General features: G+C 41.2%; 22 protein-coding genes. 21 read left to right on the forward strand and 1 reads right to left on the reverse strand.

The genetic code is table 11. From position 1 onward, the window contains the following. Positions 1–110 precede the first annotated feature (110 nt). The 21 genes from wecA to rfbA all read left to right on the forward strand — a co-directional run bounded on the left by wecA (position 111) and on the right by rfbA (position 20652). Entirely contained in the window at positions 111–1169 is a 1059-nt protein-coding gene (gene wecA / locus NH462_RS03785; protein WP_223193498.1) for a UDP-N-acetylglucosamine--undecaprenyl-phosphate N-acetylglucosaminephosphotransferase, read from the forward strand. 4 nt (positions 1170–1173) lie between these two features. Continuing rightward, complete coding sequence (gspG, locus tag NH462_RS03790; RefSeq protein WP_253104166.1) at positions 1174–1590, forward strand: type II secretion system major pseudopilin GspG; 417 nt, start codon at positions 1174–1176, stop codon at positions 1588–1590. Positions 1591–1594: 4 nt separating this feature from the next. After that, complete coding sequence (locus NH462_RS03795) at positions 1595–3244, forward strand: type II/IV secretion system protein (protein WP_253104472.1); 1650 nt, start codon at positions 1595–1597, stop codon at positions 3242–3244. Continuing rightward, the gene (locus NH462_RS03800; protein ID WP_253104169.1) at positions 3244–4446 is read left to right on the forward strand and encodes a type II secretion system F family protein; all 1203 of its coding nucleotides are present in this window, start codon (positions 3244–3246) and stop codon (positions 4444–4446) included. The genes NH462_RS03795 and NH462_RS03800 overlap by 1 nt, the downstream gene beginning before the upstream one ends. Positions 4447–4457: 11 nt before the next feature. Beyond that, the gene (locus NH462_RS03805; RefSeq protein ID WP_275041409.1) at positions 4458–4838 is read left to right on the forward strand and encodes a type II secretion system protein; all 381 of its coding nucleotides are present in this window, start codon (positions 4458–4460) and stop codon (positions 4836–4838) included. Continuing rightward, on the forward strand, positions 4825–5253 hold the full coding sequence (locus NH462_RS03810; protein ID WP_045987918.1) for a type II secretion system protein: 429 nt from the start codon (positions 4825–4827) through the stop codon (positions 5251–5253). Before NH462_RS03805 ends, NH462_RS03810 begins: the two co-directional genes overlap by 14 nt. After that, the gene (locus NH462_RS03815) at positions 5243–5908 is read left to right on the forward strand and encodes a prepilin-type N-terminal cleavage/methylation domain-containing protein (RefSeq protein ID WP_253104172.1); all 666 of its coding nucleotides are present in this window, start codon (positions 5243–5245) and stop codon (positions 5906–5908) included. The genes NH462_RS03810 and NH462_RS03815 overlap by 11 nt, the downstream gene beginning before the upstream one ends. Beyond that, positions 5908–6759, forward strand: coding sequence for a type II secretion system protein GspK (locus tag NH462_RS03820; RefSeq protein ID WP_253104175.1), 852 nt, complete (start codon positions 5908–5910; stop codon positions 6757–6759). The genes NH462_RS03815 and NH462_RS03820 overlap by 1 nt, the downstream gene beginning before the upstream one ends. Positions 6760–6766: 7 nt before the next feature. Continuing rightward, positions 6767–7900: a hypothetical protein gene (locus NH462_RS03825; RefSeq protein ID WP_253104178.1), complete on the forward strand. Its 1134-nt coding sequence runs from the start codon at positions 6767–6769 to the stop codon at positions 7898–7900. Further along, the gene (locus NH462_RS03830; protein WP_253104182.1) at positions 7893–8459 is read left to right on the forward strand and encodes a type II secretion system protein M; all 567 of its coding nucleotides are present in this window, start codon (positions 7893–7895) and stop codon (positions 8457–8459) included. The genes NH462_RS03825 and NH462_RS03830 overlap by 8 nt, the downstream gene beginning before the upstream one ends. Continuing rightward, the gene (locus NH462_RS03835) at positions 8452–8961 is read left to right on the forward strand and encodes a hypothetical protein (RefSeq protein WP_253104185.1); all 510 of its coding nucleotides are present in this window, start codon (positions 8452–8454) and stop codon (positions 8959–8961) included. Before NH462_RS03830 ends, NH462_RS03835 begins: the two co-directional genes overlap by 8 nt. A gap of 13 nt (positions 8962–8974) precedes the next feature. Then, a complete protein-coding gene (locus tag NH462_RS03840; RefSeq protein ID WP_253104188.1) occupies positions 8975–11032 on the forward strand; it encodes a secretin N-terminal domain-containing protein in 2058 nt (685 codons plus the stop codon). Between the two features lie 380 nt (positions 11033–11412). Further along, positions 11413–12738, forward strand: coding sequence for a hypothetical protein (locus NH462_RS03845; RefSeq protein WP_253104191.1), 1326 nt, complete (start codon positions 11413–11415; stop codon positions 12736–12738). A 160-nt stretch (positions 12739–12898) separates the two neighbouring features. Further along, positions 12899–14011 (forward strand): DegT/DnrJ/EryC1/StrS family aminotransferase, encoded by a 1113-nt coding sequence (locus NH462_RS03850; RefSeq protein ID WP_253104193.1) that lies wholly within the window; start codon positions 12899–12901, stop codon positions 14009–14011. Next, positions 13989–14561: an acyltransferase gene (locus tag NH462_RS03855; protein WP_253104196.1), complete on the forward strand. Its 573-nt coding sequence runs from the start codon at positions 13989–13991 to the stop codon at positions 14559–14561. The genes NH462_RS03850 and NH462_RS03855 overlap by 23 nt, the downstream gene beginning before the upstream one ends. Continuing rightward, a complete protein-coding gene (locus NH462_RS03860) occupies positions 14555–15583 on the forward strand; it encodes a TDP-N-acetylfucosamine:lipid II N-acetylfucosaminyltransferase (protein ID WP_253104198.1) in 1029 nt (342 codons plus the stop codon). Before NH462_RS03855 ends, NH462_RS03860 begins: the two co-directional genes overlap by 7 nt. Continuing rightward, complete coding sequence (locus tag NH462_RS03865; RefSeq protein WP_253104201.1) at positions 15576–17000, forward strand: oligosaccharide flippase family protein; 1425 nt, start codon at positions 15576–15578, stop codon at positions 16998–17000. The genes NH462_RS03860 and NH462_RS03865 overlap by 8 nt, the downstream gene beginning before the upstream one ends. 6 nt (positions 17001–17006) lie before the next feature. Then, a complete protein-coding gene (locus NH462_RS03870; RefSeq protein WP_253104204.1) occupies positions 17007–17747 on the forward strand; it encodes a class I SAM-dependent methyltransferase in 741 nt (246 codons plus the stop codon). A gap of 3 nt (positions 17748–17750) precedes the next feature. Continuing rightward, complete coding sequence (locus NH462_RS03875) at positions 17751–18701, forward strand: glycosyltransferase family A protein (protein ID WP_253104206.1); 951 nt, start codon at positions 17751–17753, stop codon at positions 18699–18701. Between the two features lie 2 nt (positions 18702–18703). Next, complete coding sequence (rfbB, locus tag NH462_RS03880) at positions 18704–19768, forward strand: dTDP-glucose 4,6-dehydratase (RefSeq protein ID WP_253104209.1); 1065 nt, start codon at positions 18704–18706, stop codon at positions 19766–19768. Beyond that, positions 19765–20652: a glucose-1-phosphate thymidylyltransferase RfbA gene (gene rfbA / locus NH462_RS03885; protein WP_253104212.1), complete on the forward strand. Its 888-nt coding sequence runs from the start codon at positions 19765–19767 to the stop codon at positions 20650–20652. Before rfbB ends, rfbA begins: the two co-directional genes overlap by 4 nt. Before the next feature lie 77 nt (positions 20653–20729). Here the strand turns inward: rfbA and NH462_RS03890 are convergent, their stop codons facing one another. Beyond that, complete coding sequence (locus NH462_RS03890; RefSeq protein WP_253104215.1) at positions 20730–22301, reverse strand: Ig-like domain-containing protein; 1572 nt, start codon at positions 22299–22301, stop codon at positions 20730–20732. Positions 22302–22534: the final 233 nt, after the last annotated feature.

Here is a 22534-nt window from a genome sequence, read left to right on the forward strand (position 1 = left end):
TTTGGGTAGGGTATAGAGTTGTTATTTAGTGTTATTGGCAATTTAGTTTAAATTTAATTTCTATTACAATGGCGCGTTAATTAGATAATGATGGAAGCATGTGGATCTCTATGGTCATTTTCTTTGCATTTTTAGCATCGTACTGTTCAATTTTTATGATTAAGCCTGTCGCTGAGCGTTTTGGCTTAGTTGATGTACCCTGTAGCCGAAAAAAGCATGTGGGTGCTATTCCGCTTATCGGTGGTGTATCGATTTTTGTGGCAGTGTTGGCTTCAATCATTGTATTTTTGCCACTTGAGAAAAAGCTGATAGTTTACTTAATTTGCGCTGCTGCTATCGTCCTTCTTGGGGTAATTGACGATTATCGCCAATTAGGAGTCAAGATCCGTTTAGGTGTTCAGGCGTTGGTTGCACTCATTATGATGTGGGGCTCCGATGCGTATATTCATAACTTGGGCAATTTGTTTGGGTTTGGCTCTATTGACTTAGGGTTGTTGGGTATTCCTTTTACGGTAATTGCTGTTATTGCTGCTATAAATGCCTTTAACATGATTGATGGTATAGACGGCCTAGCTGGTGCCATGAGTATTACAACGTTTGCAGCCATTTTAATATTGATGGGGGTCAATGGTGGGCAGTTGTCGGTTTTACCGTTAATCATTATTGCAACCATAGTTCCTTATCTCGCCTTCAACCTAGGCGTACTGGGTCACCGAAATAAGAAAATATTTATGGGTGATGCGGGCTCTATGTTCATTGGGCTGAGCGTTATTTGGCTGTTAATGATAGCTACCCAATCAGAAGTAGATAACGCTTTCAGTCCAGTTACTGCGCTTTGGATAATTGCTATTCCACTGATGGATATGATGGCAATTATCATTAGGCGTGTTAAAAAAGGCCATTCTCCATTCAAAGCAGACAGAGATCACTTACATCATGTCTTCATGCGTATAGGTTTTAGCTCCAGAAAGGCCTTAATTACGATATCAATGCTGGCTGTATTTCTTGCGTCGATAGGGATTGTTGGAGAGTTGATAGGTATTCCCCATTGGTTTATGTTAGTCTTATTTATCGGTATTTTTGTTGCTTATTCTGCTTGTATTCAACACGCATGGAAGGTAGCACGGTTTTTAAGAAAGCACGTCTTTATCAAAAAAATTAAAGAGTAGTTCAATGACAAACAATATGAAGGCAAAGAATAAACATAACGGCTTCACCATGATGGAGTTGTTAATTGTGATCGTAATTTTAGGCCTGTTAATGTCTTTAGTCGCTCCTGACTTTTTCAAAAGGCTGAGTTCATCAGAGCGTAAAATAGCAGCTGCTCAAATGTCATCATTTGAAACTGCAATTGATACTTATCGACTAGATGTTGGTAGCTATCCAAAATCATTGCAGGAATTGAGAAGCAGTGATGTGGCGAGGTGGGATGGACCGTATCTACCAAAAGATGTTCCTATGGACCCTTGGGGTAACGCATATGTTTATAAAGCTCCTGGAGATAATGGCGCGCCTTACTTATTGAAATCACTGGGGGCTGATGGCCAAGAAGGTGGTGAAGAAGCTAACGCAGATATCGTTCATCAGTAACTTTATGGAACTTAATCAACTACTAACTGAACGCTTTGAAGTCAATTCTAGTGATATTGAAAAAGCGTTAAACTACCAACAAAAATATGGCGGTAGGCTTGAGCAAATATTGGTAAATATGGGTAGTTTACCAGAGGACCAATTGCTCGATCTTTATGCGCTGTATCTAAATCTACCAATGATTACTTCGGAGCAGCTTAGTGATTTCGATGGTGAAGAAATAAAAATTTCCTCAGATGTTGAGGTTTGTCTCGAGCATAATTGGGTACCGCTAAGCACTGATGAAAGTAATTGGAGTTTTGCGGTACTAGAGCCTCTAGATCCTTTCATGAACCAATGGCTATTCAAGCATAAGATTAACCCTAATATCATCTTAGCTTCTGCATCAGATATTAACTTACTTAAATCAAAACTTGATACATCTGAAGAAGTTGAATCAGATATCTTCAGCGCAGAAGAAGAAAAGCTCAAAGAGTTGGCAACGGAAGCGCCGACAGTTAACTTACTAAACTCGTTAATAAGCCGAGCGCTTCGACAAGGAGCTTCTGATATGCACCTTGAGCCATATGAGGGGCGCTATCGAGCAAGGTTTCGTGTTGATGGGGTATTACACGAAGCAGAGGTTATTCCCGCTAGCAAACAGTTACCCATCGTTACTAGGCTGAAAATTTTATCAGGTATGGATATCGCTGAGCGTCGGCGTCCGCAAGATGGCAAGATTGAAATGAAGATTGCTAATCAAGACATCGATATTCGGGTTTCGGCTTTACCACTTAATGATGGTGAGTCTATCGTAATGCGTTTTCTTAGGAAGGAAAGTGTCAGATATGAAATGTCTGTATTAGGGTTATCTCAAGATATAGAGCAAAGTATCCGAGAAGATATAAAGAAGACTGCGGGGGTTGTTTTGTTAACTGGACCAACGGGCTCGGGTAAAACGACAACACTTTATACTTTCCTGAACGCACTAAATAATGATGACGTTAAAATTATAACACTCGAAGATCCTGTCGAGTATCAGCTTGAGGGTATCAACCAAGTTCAGGTAAATAGTGAAATAGGTTTTGATTTTGCTGCTGGTCTTCGCTCAATTGTTCGTCAAGACCCAGATGTGATTATGCTAGGTGAGATCCGGGATAAAGAGACTGCACAAATTGCATTACAATCCGCATTGACTGGGCATTTAGTGTTTTCAACGGTGCACACGAATGATGCGGCGAGCGCATATACTCGTCTTCTAGATTTAGGAGTTGAAGAGTTTTTGCTAAATGCGGCACTAATTTCTGTGGTTGCCCAACGTTTAGCGCGCAAGGTTTGTGAACACTGCGCGACAAGCGATCCGGACAGTATTGAGTTAATCAAACAATATGATCTAGACAATATAGCGACCAAATTTTCTTTAGATAAAATTAATCTACAGCGTGGTACTGGTTGTGAGAAATGTGCACATACAGGTTACAAAGGGCGTTTAGCTATTACTGAATACTTAGCATGTGATGATACTATCAAAAGTACTCCAAAAGATGCTGATTTCATTCAAAAAGCTAAGGTGCATAATGCGAGTAGAAACCGGCGCACTTTACTAGAGGATGGTCTTTATAAAGCGATCCTCGGTCAAACTACCATTGATGAAGTTGTGAGGGTTGCTGGCTAATGGCTTCGTTTAGCTACAAGGCTTTCGACTCTATGGGAGGAAAGTGTGACGGCCTTATTGAAGCGGATAGCCTTTCCTCAGCTCAGTTACAGCTAGAAAAAGAAGGTTTACTCCCCTATGAGTTGAAAGAACAACAATCATCACGTCAGGGAAACCGCTTTTTTGAAGAACGCGTCAGTTTAGCCGATTTAGAGTTTGTAACCTCTGAGCTGAGCTTACTACTGGCAACCGGAATCAGGATCGACCGAGGTCTAGACATTATTCGAAAAACGAAGGCTAAGCCTGTATTAGCTAAGCTGTTGTCTGATCTTAGTCAAAGCCTAAAAAAAGGCAGTAGTCTCTCTCAAGCCTGCAGAGCACATCCTAAAGTTTTCGATAGCCTCTATTGCAATTTGATTGAACTCGGCGAAGCATCTGGAGATCTCGCTGGTACGTTCGCAGGGCTGTCTCAGGATTTAAAGTTTAAGCGTGACCTTAGAAAAAAAATTATTAGCGCTATTACTTATCCTGTCGTCATCTTTTTTGTCTGTGTACTCAGTATTTTATTTATCTTTAATGTGATCATTCCCAAAATGGCTGATATGTTCGCGAATATTGAGCAACTACCTTGGTACACACAAGCAATGCTCGGGACTAGTGCATGGTTTAACCAAAATCAATCATTACTATTTCTAGGGCTCGTTACTGCTTTTGCGGGAGTTTATTTTGCCAGTAAGAATGAACGTATAATTGCTTGGTGGCATCGAATTGTATTACAGCTTCCCATTTGTGGTACTGCGGTAAAAACGGTTGAAAGGATCCGTTTTAATACCGGTTTAAGCTTAATGCTAAAGGCTGGGGTACCAATTGATAAAGCGCTAGCACTCGCAACTGGTAATATCCGGAATCAGCAGCTTTACGCTGAATTGGAAGTCGCTCGAAAAAAGGTCAAACGCGGAAATCAATTAACTCCTTCACTACAGCAGTCTTCTCTCTATCCGTCTTTTTATATTTCCCTACTAGAAGTTGGTGAGGAATCTGGAAAATTAGAAACTGTATTTGATGAAATTGCGAGTCGCTCAAGGCAGGATTTTGAAACTTGGACCGATAGAATCACTTCGCTTCTAGAACCTCTGATGATCCTTTTTATGGGGGTTTTTGTTGGTGGTGTCGTGGTTGTGATGATGCTGAGTATGATCTCACTCAATGATGTTGGCTTTTAAGCATGAATACTATGCGTGGGTTCACAATGATTGAGTTGTTAATTGTGCTTACCATTATGGGCTTGATCATGTCTTTGGTAGCGCCTTTATCTCTAAAAGCAATTAACCGCTCAGATGCAAAGATGGAATTAGTTGAGGTAAAAAACTGGTTGCGAAATAGAGCCAATAAAGCATTTCTAGAGCAAAGAGATTATTTGGTGGTATTGGAGAAGGATAACGGTATTGTTTTTCAAGGCGAAACAGCAGTCGAAAGCAAGCAACTAAAGTACATACAGTTCCCTAAGCAAGAAATTACGCTTAATCGCTTCGGTATGATCTCAACCGACAGCATTACTACTCACTACCTGGGACAGCCTTTTCAAATTGAGTTGCAGGGTAATGATGCACCATAAAAAAGGCTTTACGCTTGTTGAGCTTCTCGTTTCAGTTGTTATTTTATTGGCGGTGATCACTACAGTCTCCATGCTTTACCGAGGTGCATTTATTAGTTCAGAGAAAGCATCGAAGTATGTTCAATTTTCAACAGCGATTACGGGAGTGTTAGATACTGTACGATTTGACATAAGGCATGCTCCTTTTAATCAAACTAGATTGGAAGGTACAGGTACTAATGGAGGGGTATCATTTCGCTGGGATGCCTCAGCAATTAAGGAAAAAGGTGATTCTATTTCAGGTACCTCAGATATTGCGATCCAACTACAAACAACGAGCAATCAATATAAGTTATGGCAAGTCTCGCTTGAGGTTGAAGCTCAAGGCATAGTCCGTCAATACCAATTTAAAGAGGTGAGTTGGCGTGGCCGTTAAGCAAAAAGGATTCACATTAGTTGAGCTACTGATATCAATTACCTTATTAAGTTTAGTAATGGCGACAGGTACCTTTGCGTATTTTCAGTTTGCAAGTCGATGGGATAAAGAACTTGGGGACTTTCAGCAGCAAGCCCGAACAGCGAAAGTAGTAGCACAGCTTGATCAGGTACTTAAAGGGGTCATTCCATATGTTGTTAGGGATAAAACGGGGGAGCCCACCTTCTTTTTTGTAGGTTCTGAGTCAAGGTTACTGGCTGTGACGAATAATGGCCTGATTAATGGTGGACCTGAAATATTTCGCTTGGTGCTCCAGCAGAACAAAAATGACTTTCAATTGGTGTATCAGGCCATTTCCTTGGAACAAACGATATTAACGTCTATGGAGCAATCGCTGGACTTCAGCAATAGTAAAGTGTTGCTTAGCAACCTGCAGCGAGCTGATTTAAGTTATTTCGGATGGCGGGATTTGACGCTCAAGTCAAGTAGAACGCCAGGCACAGCGCCAAACTGGTTTGAAAACTATCACTCGCAAGAGCGAGGATTGACGCCAGAGTATATTAAATTGAATATTGATGATTTTACACTTTTTTCCCAGCTAGATAGGGATCCCAGTCGTTGGAAAGGCCACTTTATTGAAAGCGGGAAGTTCTAATGCAACAAGGAATAGCTTTACTACAAGTTTTACTTATCACCGCTGTGCTTAGTTTACTTGGTTTGTTCATGACTAAAACAGCGCGGCAGCAAGTTGAAATAGCAGCTGCATTCGACAACAGAGCGCAAGCTTTGGTAGATAATTATGATGCTGAAGCAACGGTTCTTTTTGCGTTATTAACAGAGTCAAAGTCACCTACTTCGCCTTTTTCAAATGATCTGCCAGCACTAACTGGCGTCTGGAATTTTTATGGTGAAGATTTTCGTTATGGGGAGCACGCGAGCATCAGCCTTCAAGATTTAAGAGGGCTGCTTAATCTTAGTTATCCATCGGAACAAAGGTGGTTGCGAGTATTGACGCATAAGGGACTAAGCGACTATGATGCTCGGCTACTGTTGAGCCAAATACAAGATTGGCAAGATGTCGATAAGTTATCTAGGCACTCTTTACCAGAATCAGATTATAAAAATGGTATTATTCAAACTTGGTCTGAGCTATCACATTTGAATATCTCAAGTTCTTTGCGTAAGTACTTGGAGCAAAATGCCACAATGTATAAGAAAAGTGTGTTTAATCCGATGACAGCTCCTGATAGTTTATTACATAGTTTGTATGACGCACCAGTAGTAGAACAAATTATAAAGATGCGTAATGAGAAAACGTTAACCCCAGCATTATTTTCAGCGTATACAGGGGTTGAGGAAAGCCGAAACATCACTTTGTTTCCGTCCAGTAATTATAAGATAAAAATCGAGACTCAGCTGGACGATGCACGCGTAAGTCGTACGCTTTATTACCTATTAGATCCAAACAAGTCAAAGCCAGTAAATTTAGTGGCTTCGGAAGGTTAATAACACAATGAGTGAACATGCATTGCTAGGTTGGCAAAAAAGGCTGATTTGTAATCTGGTTAGTTACTACAAAGATAGTCAGCACTTTCATCTTAACTATGACAAGGATGGGTGGCATTTAATCAAGTCGTCATCACCAAAGCTTATCCAAATCGTTGCTAGAAACCATTATATTGAGCAAGTCGACAAACTACCTGTTACTGATCGTAAAGCATTAAATAGCTTGTTGAAACTGCGTAAGCAGAAGCACAGCGCTGAGTGCTATTCCACGCAGATCCGCGCTCAAGATGAAAGTACGTCAATTTTAAACAGTTGGTTATTCGATATAAAAGCCGAAGGCTCATTAGTTGTGATACCTGAATCGGTGTTAATTGCCATCAGTGAATCTAATTCGAGCATCACCTTGGTTAATAACGAGTATTACCTTGCACAAAGAAATCAGGTGATATATTCCGTTGCTCGCTTTGGGTTAGTGAATTCCCCTGAGCGTTTTGCAAACACGGTTGGAATAAGCTTTGATACTGTATCTGAAATAGATTCAGAGAGAAGTCTAGTAAAGCGCATGGTCGAGTCTATCTTTCCTTTTCTTAAGCGCTCTGTATCTAGCTTTATTCAGCCACAAGGTTTATTGGCTTATCAAGCTTATTTCAAAAAAGCTGCAGTGTTCAGCGCCATTGCATGCGTATCATACTTCGCGCTAAGCAGTGCTTACTTGGTGGCCAAAAAAGAATATCTCCAAGCTGAGCTCAGTGGAAATCAAAGTAATATTAATCAAGCATTATCAACATTTTCAGAGTATGAAAAGAATCAGAGTAGAGTCGAAAATTGGCAAGCAGTAATGCAGGATATACCTAAGGTTTCACCAAACTTGCTTTTATTGGATAGCGTTCGGGATAAAGCAAGGATCGAAAGCTTACAATATAAAGGCGACCGATTTGTAATTCGAGGAGAGAGCTCAAATGCTATTGCCGTCCTCGAGTCACTCAGTGAATTTGACTGGGTTCTAGATCCTAAATTTGACTTCCCTGTTAGAAGTTATCAAGGAAAAGAAGAGTTTGTAATTAGCTATACAATTCCGGTAAGTACCTATAAAGCTGAATATCAGCCAATAAATGAACGTTCGGGTGGCGACCATGGTTGAGCAACTAAAACAATATAAAATGCTCCTAGCATTGGTGATTCTGTTAGCCACAATAAAATTTGCATTAGTCCCGCTTTTCACATGGCAGGAAGAACAAGTTGAGAATATCGCGCAAATTGAGAAGCGCCTATTTAAAGCGGAACAGGTAATGACACAGCTTCAAGAAATCGAGCTCGCAAAAGAGCAAGTTGCTGATGTAGCACGTTTTTTTACCACGATGTTATTTGATTGGCAAGAACCCTCGAAGTTTAGAATTGATACACAAAAGCAAGTTAATCAATGGCTCACAGAACATAATTTGTCGACCATTAATATAGGTTGGCAGCCAGCACTAAAATATCAATTAGCGGCTCTGCACAAGGAGCAAATTAGACTAAATATTTCGGGAAAATTGACCGATCTTGCTGCCTTTTTGGTTATGCTCGAATCTCAATCACCAGTCGTGGTTGTTGAATATTTTGATTTAAATATACGAGGGTTGAGCGCTGAAGAAACAGGGAGTGGAGAAGTCAGCTTGTTGCTCTCCTTTTACTTACAAGAAGGGGCTAAGGGTGAATAAACTATACATCTATATCAGTATTTTTATGCTATCACTCTTTGCTATTGACGCCGTCACTCGCTTACAAACAGAAGTTAATGCTGACAGTAAGCCGTTTAGGCTGAATAACGCTGAACAAACGTTTTTACCTAAGCTATCAGAACAAAGTAAGCATGATATTGAGCGTACGCTTGACACATGGGTTGTTAAAAAAGTAGAACAGCCAGAGTCACAAGATAATGGCATGAGTCCAGATGAGCAGGCAAAACAAACAGGGGAGCTGACTTCTGTTTTTGCTCGCGATAAAGAATTGAGATTGAAGGCGGTGGTACACTCACCTGAGTCTACATACGCCCTGATAGATATTACGTCAGTCAAAAATGGTGCCAATGAGCTAAAAAGGTTTAATCAGGGCGAAGTGATAGAAGATTTTATTTTGACTATTAACTCTAATGTAAAAGTAGAACTCAATAAGGGTGACCAGCATATCACGCTTATTATGTACCAAAGTACGAAGCAATAACGACGGAAGCACTATGAAACAAGCACAGAAAATCTTACTCGGTTTTATTGTCACAGCGGGACTGTCGGCATGTAGTTCAGTACCTAACTCAGTTGCAGTCAACGGCTCGTACTTAGAAAAAGAGAGTAAAGGCAAAACAGTCAACAACGACTTGTCGTCACACGACGAAAAAGCGCGTCCGCAGACGCAATCGAGCGGCTTGGTCTATTTGCCTGCATTACCTGATGGTAAAGTAACACAAACCAGCCAACCAAACTTAGCGCAACAGTTTAGTGATAACGAGCAAGTAAAGCTGACCGCGGACAGCCTCAAAGTTAAGGATTATTTGCATTATGTATTTGGCGATTTACTTGGCGTTAATTACATCATTGGAGATGCAATCACCAATAGTGACGATGCAATAACAATTAATCTTAAAGAGCAGCTAAGCAAGCGTCGTTTATTTTCTATCAGCCAAGACTTGTTAACTGAACGCGGTATTATTATTCGCGAGCAGGATGATATTTTTTATATCCACCCCTCTGAGAATGCCTCTGGTGGAAGCGTGGTGTATGGCTATGGTAATAAAGTGGAAGATGTACCTAACACCGCCAATAGCATAATACAGATTGCGCCATTTACCAGTGGCATGCAGACGCCACTTGCGAACACTATTAGGCAGATGACAAACGTAGACGCGCAGCCTCTTTTTGACCAGCATGCGATAATGTTCAAAGGTAAGCGTGCCGAGGTGATCAGAGCCCTTGAATTTATGCAAATGATGGATAAACCTGCGTTCAGAGACCGTCATATAGGTATGTATAAATCAGTGTTTATGCCTGCAAAAGAGTTAAGTAAAAAACTGGGCGAGCTGTTAAAGCAAGAAGGCATAAGCAGTAATAGCTCAGGTTCTACAGAACAAGCGGTTAGCATGGTCGCTATTGAGCGCACTAATAGTTTGGTCTTCTTCACCAATAATGAGGCTTTTTTACAGCGCGTTGAGTTTTGGTCGCAGCAACTCGATCAGCCAGCAGATGGCAACGAGAAGCAATACTTTATTTTTGAGCCCGAGTTTGCACGAGCCGTAGATTTAGGCCAAAGTTTGCAAAACTTGCTGGGTGGTGGAAATAGTTCTGCTGTTAGTCGCTCTACTTCGGCAGCGTCAGAGGCAAAAGAGCAGCGCGAATCAACACCTCGAAGTACCAATGTGAGCGTGAATAACGAAGACCTTCGTATGGTAGTGGATGAGCGCTCCAATGCCATTATTTTTCACACGTCTGGTTCGGAATATCGCAGCTTACTTCCCTTAGTGAAACGCTTGGATGTGATGCCAAAGCAAGTTGTGCTTGAAGTACTTATCGCAGAAGTCACATTGACAGACGAGTTTAGTCAAGGGGTTAAATTTGCACTGGCTAATAATCGCGCCGCGAGAACGGGTTACTACAATTTTACTGGAAATACAGAAACCGGGCTTAACTACGTATTAGAGGGATTAACGGGTAAGCTAGACATTCAGCTATTTGAGAAAAACCAAAACGTTAATGTACTCTCAAGACCAACCATTGCTGTGCGTGATGGGGTTGAGGCGAATATTGCTGTGGGAGATGAAATCCCAACTGCGGGTGATATTATAACCGATCCAGTAAATGGATCTCGCGCTTCTGTGGTGTATCGTAAAACAGGTATTGATTTAAATGTAACTCCAACCGTCAATGCGCAAGGTGTTATTTTGATGGAAATTGAGCAAGAGATCAGTAATCAAGCATCAGGTGATAAGGCTGCGGATAATCAACCGACAATTTTTACCCGCAATATTAAAACTGAGGTGATAGCAGCGGATGGACAAACCATTATGCTTGGTGGCTTGATTAGTCAAAACAATAGCCTAACGAATACTGGGGTGCCTTTCTTCTCGGATCTTCCGGTGCTTGGTAGGCTGTTTGACGGTAAAAAAGACACCAATACCAAAACCGAACTTGTTGTCATGGTGACACCAAGAGTAGTTGAGGCATCTGAGCAGTGGCAAGGTGTGATGGATGCATTTAAGAAGAATCTAAGCAATTTAGATTTTAGTAATAATAAATCTAACTAGATGAGGTAGATTGCGCTAATATAGTCATAAAACTGACAAAAAAGTTGCTTATCTTATTCAATAGCATACAGTAAATCTGGGTTTTATACTTTTTTTTACAATTGAAAACGCCTAAAAAAAACAACAGTTTATTTGGTTTTATAATCTTATCCTTTTGATTTTTAGGTGTTTTTTTGGTGGTCTTTTTGGTTGTGCTATGTTATTTGTATTAATGCTTAGTATTTGCAAAGTTAACTGCTTGACAATGCAGAGACAATGGTTAGACTAAGCATGGATTTGATCGGATGTCACTTGGGTGACGGCCTAATTGAATGATCAAATATAAGAAAAATGGGAACACGCATTGTTCTTGTTTCATGAAACTTTGGAGAATGGAAAACATGTTCAAAAAATCTCTACTAGCAGTAGCGCTTACAACTGCTGCAACTTCAGCTATGGCTGTAAACACAACTGCAGGTACTGCTCAAAAACTATCTGTTGAAGGCGCGGTTGCTACTTCTGCTGCTATCACTGCAAATGCACCTACTGTAGCTCTTAACTTAAATGCTCAGTATACAGCTGGCGATACGGTAACTCTAACTCTAACTGGTGGTGCAGAGTTTGCTGACACTGGTTACAGACTTACAAAGCAAGGTAACGCTGGTGACACTGTTACTTGGGGTCTAATCAACTCTTCGAAGACGGAATTAGTTTTCCGTGTTACTGAGACAAATGACGCTGATAACAGCGGAAGTGTTTCAACTGAAGGTTTAGTTTATAACCTTGAAGCAACAGGTAACAACAGCAACGAAGTTTTAGTTAAGCTTCCTGATTTAGCAGACAAAGCTAAAGTAACAGTAACAACTGTAGCGAAAACATCTACTGGTATTACTATTGATACAGCAACAGGCACAGGTAACACTGACTCTGCGGACCTTTTCGTAGGTACTAAGCAGTTTTCTGTTACTTCATTCTCAAAAGCTGATGGTACAGTTGACGTTGCTCAATTGCGCAAAGGTTTCGAGAAAACTGGTGGTGTAGAACAAATCCCAGCACCTTCTTTTGTTGTTGCTGAAAATGCTACTGACATCGCTACAATTGCTGATGACAATGTTGAATTAACCCTTAAAGGCGACTTCACTGGTGTTAGCAAGGTAACAGTTAAAGATAACGCTGCTGCTGCAGACGAACTTAAGATTGCTGCTGATGCTAAATCTGCAACAGGCAAAACTGGTGCTGCTTTAGTTGCTGGTACTTACACAATCAACTTTGAATTACCAGCTGCTGACAAGCGTGTAGCACTTACAGCTCCTCAAGATTTCACTCTTGACGTGAACGTACTAGAAGGTACTACTAAGTCATCAGCTCTAGTTTCTGGCTCAGTTGCCTCTTCATGGAAGCTAAATGGTGACTCTGAGTTTGTTGAAATCATGCCTTTCTCAGACGTATACTCACGCGCAATCATGGTAACTAACAACGGTACTGTTGAAGGTGACATCATGGTTGAGCTATACTCTGGTGGTAAGATGGTAGCTACTAAGAAAGTTGGTACTGCTGCTAAGTACGCTGTAACTAACGTAACAGCTGCTGTTGACGCACTTGCTAAAGAAAACGAAATCACAGGTGTTGCTGGTATCCGCGTTACTACTAATGCTCCAGCTGCTAACATCGAAGTAAGCGCGCTTTACTACAACAAAGAAGTACAAGACCACGTTAAAGTTAACTAATTTAACTTTTAGCTAGTCTAAAAAAGCGAGCCGAGGCTCGCTTTTTACTTTTATACGCTTTACCGTTATACAAAATAAAAAGTATAAAAACTTTGTACTTTCTATCTATTAAGCCATTCGGTAAACTGCTTGGCAGTATTGCAAACATGTAGAGTGCCGAGTGAAATACCCCATAGTACAGCCCTTCCTACCTGAATTAGATTTATACCAAAAACAAATCACAGAGATCTTTGCAAGAAATAGGCTGACGAACAAGGGCCCATGTGAAGCTGAGTTAGTCGAAAAGCTAAAAGCGTATTTAGGGGTTGAGCATATCCTGCTTGTGGCGAACGGCACTATGGCGCTGCACATTGCTTATCAAGTTATGGGGATCACAAAAGCCATTACAACACCGTTCACGTTTGCCGCCACCTTGGGCTCGCTACGTATGCAAAATATTGCAACCCGCTTCAGTGATATTTGCCCCAATACATTTAATTTAGACCCAAGCAAATTAGATAGCGCGGATCTAGAGTGGGCGGATGCTTTAGTGCCCGTGCATGTATTTGCTAACCCCTGTGATGTAGAAGCAATTGACAGTATAGCCGAGCAATACCAACTAAAAGTCATTTACGATGCTGCGCACTGTTTTGCGAGTAAATACAAAGGTGAGTCTTTGTTAAAGTACGGTGATTGTGCAACCCTTAGCCTCCATGCAACAAAGCTGTTTCATACCGTAGAAGGGGGAGCGGTTATCTTTAAACATCGTAGCGACCTAGAAAAAGCACAGCAAATAATAAACTTTGGGCAAAATGAGCAGCAAATTCCAGTACTCGTCGGCACGAATGCAAAAATGAGCGAAATGCACGCCGCAATGGGCTTATGTGTGTTTAATCATATTGACGATATTCTCGCGCATCGAGTCGAGCTATTTAATCGTTATAAATACCGTCTCAAAGGCTTGCTCAATTTCCAGCATTGGAAATCTAATACGAGCACGAATGGCTCCTACTTTTCTGTACTATTTAATAGCGAACACGAGTTGTTGTATGTGCGTGAACACCTAGAAAGTATTGGCATTCAAACACGTCGTTATTTCTTCCCTGATCTCAATGAACTTAAGCTATACACTGAGTATAGAGACTTACCTTGTTCAAAATCGATTTCACGAACGATCTTATGTTTGCCTATGTATTATGAGCTGCGGTTAAAAGACATAGATTATATTTGTGATAACATTATCGTTTTACTAAATAAATTTCGAGAAGTAGATGGCGCACAAACAACACTATAGCAAAGCTGAGTTGATAGAATTAGGGATTAAAGCCGTCGGCGATAATTGTTTGGTATCTAGAAAGGCTTCTTTATTTGGCATTGAGAGAATATCGCTCGGTGATAATGTACGCATAGACGATTTTTGTATTCTATCCGCAGGCTCTGAAGGGATCACGTTAGGTAGCTATATACATATAGGCGCATACTCATCACTCATAGGTGACTCAGCTATCATCTTAGAGGACTATGCGGGACTGTCTGCGAGAGTAACGATTTATTCAAGTAGTGATGACTACAGTGGCGAGTGGATGACAAACCCTACGGTAGATGAGGCTTTTACCAATGTGACTAGTAAGCCGGTTTATCTTGGCAAACATTGCATTATTGGTGCCGGTGCCATTGTGTTACCAGGCGTTACGCTCAAAGAAGGTGTGGCGGTTGGTGCACAAAGCTTAGTGACTCGCTCTGTGGACGAATTTAAAATAGTGGCAGGTTCTCCTGCTCGTTTTGTCAAAAGTCGCAGTAGAGCACTTCTTGAAAAAGAAAAAGCGTTCAAAGGTCAATGTTAATACATATCTTTTCAGATACGCCTCATCACTATAAACCGATGGTTGAGTTTTATTTACGCTACATTGAGAGTGAACAATGTTTTTGGGTGTTGGGGAGCGATACGAATAAAGATAAAGACATTTTATTTTTTTCGTGTGAAAAGGAACTGTATCAAGCGCTAGATGCGCAACCTAGTGAAACTAGATTAGTATTTCATGGTCTATTTTCTCCTGTGCTAATTCGTAACCTAGCGTTAAGCCATATGCTAAGCCGAGCTACCTGTGTATTGTGGGGAGCGGAAATTTATCGTAATAAAAATGTGCAGGGCTTAAAAGGCTTTCTTAACTGGTTTGCTCATCGGCTACTATTAAGTAGGGCTCAATGCGTTATCACGCTTAACTCTGGTGATGCGGAACTTGTTAAAAATTATATGAAGCTAAAACGAAAAGTCGATATTTTACCTTACCCCCTAATTGACTTCGGTTTAACTTTAGCGAATGGGCAGAACGAGAAATTAAAGATCTTACTTGGTAATTCTGCCGATCCTGCAAATAACCACAAGCAATTGATTGACCATGTTGCAAATGCTGATTTACCCGAATTTGAAGTTTATATGCCACTCAACTATGCGGGAACAAAAGAGTATATCCAAGAAATCATTACCTATGCTCAGAAAAGGTTAGGGCAATGTTTCATACCTATTACTGCTATCATGTCAAAGCCAGAATATGACAGTTTACTTTGTAAAGTAGATTTGAGCTTGTTTGCCCATCAACGTCAACAAGGGCTATATGTTGTTTACGCAATGCTCTTGCAAGGGAAGCCTATATTTTTAGATACGTGTACGAGTAGTTATAGCGACTTAACTAAACAGGGGTTTTCGCTGGGTGATATAAATAAATTCTCAAAGCTAACTAATGCAGAGTTGACTCAACTAATTATGCAGCCGATGGAGATAAATCAGCAATTAATGGTAAGCACTTTTACCGAGGCAGCGCTTGGCCCTAAATGGGCTGCTATGTTGGTCGATTCTAATGACTAACCTTAAGCGTTTTGCTCAAGGTGTATCATGGTCGGCCGCTGCTACGCTGGTAAAGGCTGGCGTACAGTTTGTTATATTTATTTTATTAGCGAGATACTTGTCCTTAGGTGAACTCGGTCTAGTTGCTTTTGTGACTCTACTTATCAGTATTTCTCAGCTACTGAGTGATGCCGGGATTTCTAACGCATTGATTTATTTTGACAAGCTAGACAAACAAGTTAAATGCCAGCTATATGTGCTGGGCTTGCTTTTAGTTGCTGTTATGGCTGCATTAATCCTATTTTTGCTGCCTGTTATTGAGGCATTCTTTAATATTTCGAACCTTGCTGATTATCACCTTTGGATTGGCTCACTATTGCTTTTAAGAGGTGCTGCAGCGCAGCCAACGGCAATATTACAAAAGCGACTCGCGTTTAAACAGCTAGCAACAATTGAAGTGTTTGCCTCGGTAGCTTCTTTATTGACCCTAGTATATCTGCTTCAACAAGGTGCAACCATTGAAGCCGCGCTATCAGCGCAGTTAACAAACGCGATGTTTATCGCCTTATGTACCAGCTGGTACGGTAAAGATGAGTTAGGATTTGCTTTACCTCGAGTAAAAAAACTCAGAGGACCGTTGCGTTATGGTATCTATCAAAGTGCTGAAGGTGTGGTGAGTTTTTTAAGTCGACAGTTTGATCAGCTGGTTGTCGCCAAGGTTATGGGAGCTGAGGTGTTAGGCGTTTACTCCTATATTAAGGAACTTGTTGCCAAACCGGCACTGCAGTTTATTAATCCGATCGTTAATCGAGTGACGTTTCCATCATTGGTAAAGCTCAATGTGCAACAAAAGGGAATCTTATATATTAAATTAATGATGGCGCTTGGCTGTATTAACATACCTTTATACATAGGCATCGCTTGCTTTGCAGAGCCGACACTTGTCCTGGCTTTTGGAAAAAGTTGGCTGGAGCATAATCAGCTAGTGTCTGTTATGGCAATAGCGATGCTTTCGACGGCACTTATCAATCCATGTGGTCCACTTTTACAAGCATCGGGTGCTGTTCGGCGCTCATTTATTTGGAATTTGGCGCTCTCTTTGCTTAGAGCTGCCATCATACTCGCTATGGTATCGCGTGGCTTATATGAACTAGCTTTGGCATTGGCTGTTTTACAGGGCGCTGTATTGGCAGTACATTGGTTTATTCTGGTTACCCCTTTCACAAATAAAGGTATCTTTGAGTTTATTAAATCTCTACTACCAGGACTGACGATCACTATGCTGGCTTTGCTTATTAGTTTATTAATTCAGCATTACTTCTTCGTATCAGATTTCTTTGCTCTAGTCATTTATGCTTTGGCTACGTCTGCTGGCTTGGTTTTACTTATAACTTTGCTAAAATCCAAATCCACCACTTCATTGACAAGACAACAGTAAATCAACATGAGAAACAGTGAGTCCTGGACACCAAGTAAGTTTGTTTATAAAAATGGTGAACTAAGAGCAAATAAAGACCTGCAACAAGTTAGTTTGTCATCTAGGTTAGCTGTTGAGCTGGTTGCTATGCAATATAACCGCTATCTAGGTGATTTTGCTACTGGCTCTTTACTTGATCTAGGATGCGGAAAAGTGCCTTTTTACCAAGCTTATTCAAGTAACGTTAGTCAAACGACTTGTGTGGATTGGGGAGAATCACTGCATCAAAGCTCCTATGTGGATGAACTTTGTGATTTAAATCAACCGCTGCCTTTTGCAACTGAAACATTTGATACTGTTTTAAGTTCTGATGTACTTGAGCACCTGCTAGAACCTCAAATGACAATACGAGAAGTCGCTCGTGTGCTCACACCAAATGGTACATTTATATTCAATACCCCTTTTATGTACTGGCTTCATGAGCAGCCTCATGATTATTATCGCTATACGCGCTTTGCGATAGAGAGGATGGCGAGTGAGGCTGGTCTGGAAGTGGTCGTACTCAATGAGGTGGGCGGGGCACTTGAGGTAGCTGCTGATGTCTTAAGTAAGTTTTTTAATAAACTTCCCATCTTAGGAAAGCCGGTATGTTGGCTAATTCAGAGCGCTGCTATCGCGCTAGCTCGAACTCGCTTGGGTCAAAAAATTATGCAAAGAACCCAATCCGTTATGCCTATGGGGTATTTTACTGTGTTAAGGAAGAAGTAAGGCATGAGTTTAAGCTGTGGAGAAAGTCCTAAGTCAAAAGTTATTATTGGTATTCCTACCTATAAGCGCCCTCAAGGACTAGCTAAGCTTTTGGAATCCATTACCAAGCTTGAGTGCTCGAATATCGAACTATCAATCGTGGTTGCCGAGAACGATCAACAACATAGGGCAGGTGCTAAGCTGGTTACTAAAGTATCTGACAATTATCCATTGCCTTTGGCATCAATTGATGTCTCACATCGTGGTATTTCTTTTGTTAGAAATGCCTTACTCGACGTTGCCTTTTTAGACTATGAAGCTGACTTTCTAGTTATGGTTGATGATGATGAGTGGGTTGAGCCCAAGTGGCTGAATGCTTTGCTCGAGACACATTTCAAAACAGGGTGTGAGGTCGTAGGTGGCAACACGCTTGCTGAATTTGAAGGCGAACCACCGAGCTGGACAAAAGCATTGGCTATCTACTTTCCAGAGCAGGCAAGTCTTTCCCAAGAGATACCACTATTAGAAAGCTCAGCCAGCGTACTATTGCATAAGTGTGTGTATTTTGGTTTTGGTCAGCAACGCTTTGATCCCTTTTATTCTGTATACGGTGGTGGTGACAAGGAGTACTTTACTCGTCTGAAAGCACAAGGCATAAAGTTTGCCAGCGCACACACTGCTATTTCACACGAACTATTTGATGGCGCTAGAGTCACCAAGCGCTGGGCGCAGGAACGTGCATTTCGTATTGGAGCTGCGGATATGCGAATAATCTTATTGCATCATCGCTCTAGTTTATTGAGTGAGATTATAAAAATACTTCTCGCAACTTTAGTTGGTGCTTCTGGTAGTGTACTCTCCCTAAACTCTAAAAGTAGAATGAAGTATTGGTTGCTATTACAACGTCAGCTGGGCAAGTTAAGTGGCTTGCTGAACAAACAAAAGCCAGTCTATGAAAAGGTGCATGGGAAGTAACAATGGCAAGTAAATATAAGAAACTGGATCAAGCCAAAGTTATGGTAACTGGAGGTGCTGGTTTTATTGGTAGTGCCGTGATCAGGCATTTACTAGCTAATACTAACGCTCAGATACTCAATATTGATAAGCTTACATATGCATCCAACAAAGCAGCACTAGATACATTCTCTGAAGAGCCAAACTATCAATTTATTCAATTGGATATATGTGAGCGTGAAGCCTTGGCACAAGCGGTGTTATCTTTTGAGCCGTCACATATTCTTCATTTAGCCGCAGAAAGTCACGTAGACCGCTCTATTAGCGGGCCTGCTGAATTTATTGAGACTAACATTGTTGGTACTTATCAGTTGTTAGAGGTGTCTCGTTTATACTACGCTTCTTTGACAAAAGAAGCGCAAAGTCATTTTAGGTTTCACCATATTTCAACGGATGAAGTATATGGTGATTTAGATGAGAATGCAGCGCCATTTACGGAAGATCACAAATACCAACCAAGCTCCCCCTATGCCGCTTCTAAAGCCAGTAGCGATCACTTAGTAAGGGCATGGGGAAGAACCTATGGACTCCCATATATTATCACTAATTGCTCTAATAATTACGGACCTTACCAGCACCCGGAAAAGCTCATTCCGCTAATGATACGCAACGCGTTACAGGGAAAAGAACTACCAGTGTATGGTGATGGTACACAAGTGCGGGATTGGCTACATGTAGACGATCATGCTAGCGCACTTTGTACCGTGTTAGAACGTGCTGCTCCAAGAACTACCTTTAATATTGGTGGTAAGAATGAAATAAGAAATATTGAACTGGTATCGATGATATGTCACCACCTAGAGCTACTGATGCCAAATCACCCTATAGCAATAGCCGCTGGCGGACATGGATTTGCTAAGTTAATTCGCTTTGTGGATGATCGAGCTGGGCATGACACTCGCTACGCTATAGATAACACAAAAATTCAACAAGAACTTGGTTGGTATCCAGAATATCAATTTGAACATGGGTTGTTGCAAACCATTCAATGGTATCTTAAAGACTTTGAGGTAGGAGATAAGTTGTGAAAGGAATTATTCTAGCTGGAGGGAGTGGTACCCGTTTATATCCAGTAACCCAAGGGGTCTCAAAGCAATTGTTGCCAATATACAATAAACCAATGATTTACTATCCATTATCAGTATTGATGTTGGCTGGTATTAGGGATATTTTGGTGATAACAACGGCACAAGAACAGCAGTTATTCAAAAATTTATTAGGCGATGGAACGCAATTTGGTGTCAAATTAGAGTATGCGGTTCAAGAAAAACCCGAGGGGCTTGCTCAGGCTTTTGTGATTGCAGAGAGATTTATTGGGAATGAGTCTGTTTGCTTGGTATTAGGAGATAATATTTTTTACGGTCAGGCGTTTTCTCCATACCTGAATAATGCAGCTCAATTGACTCACGGAGCAATGGTATTTGGTTATCCTGTGGCTGATCCTGAGCGTTTTGGTGTTGTCGAATTTAACGAAGTGGGTAAAGTAACATCAATAGAAGAAAAGCCCAGCCAGCCAAAGTCAAACTTTGCGGTGACAGGACTGTATTTTTTTGACAATCAAGTTGTAGATATCGCTAAAACAGTAAAGCCATCATCACGTGGGGAACTAGAGATTACTTGTATCAACCGAGCATACTTAGAGCGCGGTCAATTGCAAGTCAGCGTACTAGGACGTGGTTTTGCTTGGCTAGACACTGGTACACACGACAGCATGCTAGAAGCGAGTCACTTTGTGCAGACCATTGAACGTCGGCAAGGGCTCATGGTCGCATGTTTAGAAGAAATAGCTTGGAACAAAGGTTGGTTAACTCTTGAGAGCCTTGAAAAACAATCAAACCTATTAGCAAAAACAACATACGGTGATTATTTAAAGGCACTTGTTACGAAAGAGAAAAGAGTGAGAGCTCAGTAGCTCTCACACCCCGTATTGCTTGCTGGTGATACTTGCGAAATAAACTTGAACTGCAAGTTTCCCCTTCGTCAAAATAGCTACTCTTCCAGTGCAGTATCAAAAATAAATATTCGACTTGTCATTTGGGTCGTAAACGCACCTCCAATTTGGTACTGCTTCTGATCAACTGACTCCATTTTAAAGTCACGCAAGTAGTAAGTTTCAGAGCCTTGTTGCTCCGTAGCACTTGGATTGCTTGATAGGTTACTCCACTGCATAGTTTGAGTATCGTAATTCAAAACGTGTGCTGCGCTATGAAGCTGAATGTTTTGCTTATTATGCGTCAGTGTATAGTAGCTCCCGAAGAGTTCAGCCGGTACCTGCTCATTTAAGAGTATCTGAGTGCTTGAGAGTTGATACTGAATTAAGTGAGCTTGTTGCTCTTGAGTATTGTTAGCCGTTATAAATAATTCGTTTCCGATAAACTGGCAATCAGTAATCGATAGATTTGGTAGTGATGCCGGTTTGTGAGACCAAGTTGTATCAGCGGTGGACAGCTGGTAAGCATACGTGGTGTTACCTTGTTGGGTGAACGCAACAATCGTGTCATTGTTTGCACAACTCGCTAGAACATTATTTTCAAAAGGGGCAAATTTGGGCGCTGCAATTGATGTCCATTGTTGTGTACTGAAATCAAAGATCTCCATTGTTTCCTTGGGTGTCGATGTGCTTGGGCAGGCCTCTGTTCCACCGAAGAGAAATAGCTTACTGTTTGATATTTGAGCTTGATAGTAATAGCGAGACTCGTTTGCAGAAGGTAATGCTTGCCAATCCGTGTTTGTGGTTGCAAGTGAGTGGATCTCAGGTGCGCTTAAAGGTGCATTTGCGCAGCTCATTGAGGAAGAAAGTGATGCTGCATGACTTGCAATGATGATTTCCTTTCCAAGTGTCGCAGACTGTAAGTGACTACCTAGATTGTTTGGGAACTCTGAAAAAGCTTGCCATGGTTGAGATACAACCTCTATGTCGAAAGGGGGCAGCGATACGCTATGTTCGCCATCTAGTACGGATATAACAATTTGCCGATAGTTACCAAGCTGTTCGATATTAGCAGGCTTTCCACTTAGCTCACCGGTTGTTGTATCAAATTCCGCCCAGCTAGGTTTGTTGGTAATTCCGAATTGATATGTGCTAGTTTCACCGTCAACATCTTCAACAGTTGGCGTGAAATGATAGTTGTCGTTAAGTTTGATAGCTTCGGGCGAGGGGGTTCCTGAAATAGTGGGAGCGTCGTTAATCGCTTCGACTGTGATATCGACGGTCACTTCATTACTTAATACCCCACCTTTTTTAAATTTGTAAGTGAAGCTGTCAGTGCCATTTTTGTTTGGTGCTGGTTGATAAATTAGGTTCAAGCCACTTTTGGTGAGTGTGCCAAGAGTGGGGGACTTTATGACTTCAACCGTTAATGTGTCGTTTCCACTTGGTGCGGACTTTGGGCTAACCGCAAGCGTATAGGTTGTATCTTCTTGGGTGGTAAATGCTGTTGATGTTTCTACAGTAAAGTTTCCTTGGCCGCCGATTACATCATTGTCATTGTTATCTGAACTCCCTCCACAGGCGCTTAACAAAGCACTAGCAATGATAGTAGAGATTATTGACCTTTTCATAAATACCTTCTCCTTGAATGTTGTGCTCAGCTCTAGTGTGAGTATCTGTTGGACGAAATTCAAGCAATATCTTTTCAATACCTTGAACGCTAATATTATGGCTTACGATAAGGTATTTTGTGGCGTAGATGAGTTGCATTGCTCGTGTTAGAATGGAAGTTTGATGATGAAGTCAAGGTTAATACTTTTCGCGTAGTGACTGGTTTGACTGTTGATGTGTTAATATTGCAAAT

Source organism: Pseudoalteromonas sp. OANN1, from assembly GCF_024124685.1.
Classification (GTDB): Bacteria; Pseudomonadota; Gammaproteobacteria; order Enterobacterales; family Alteromonadaceae; genus Pseudoalteromonas; species Pseudoalteromonas piscicida.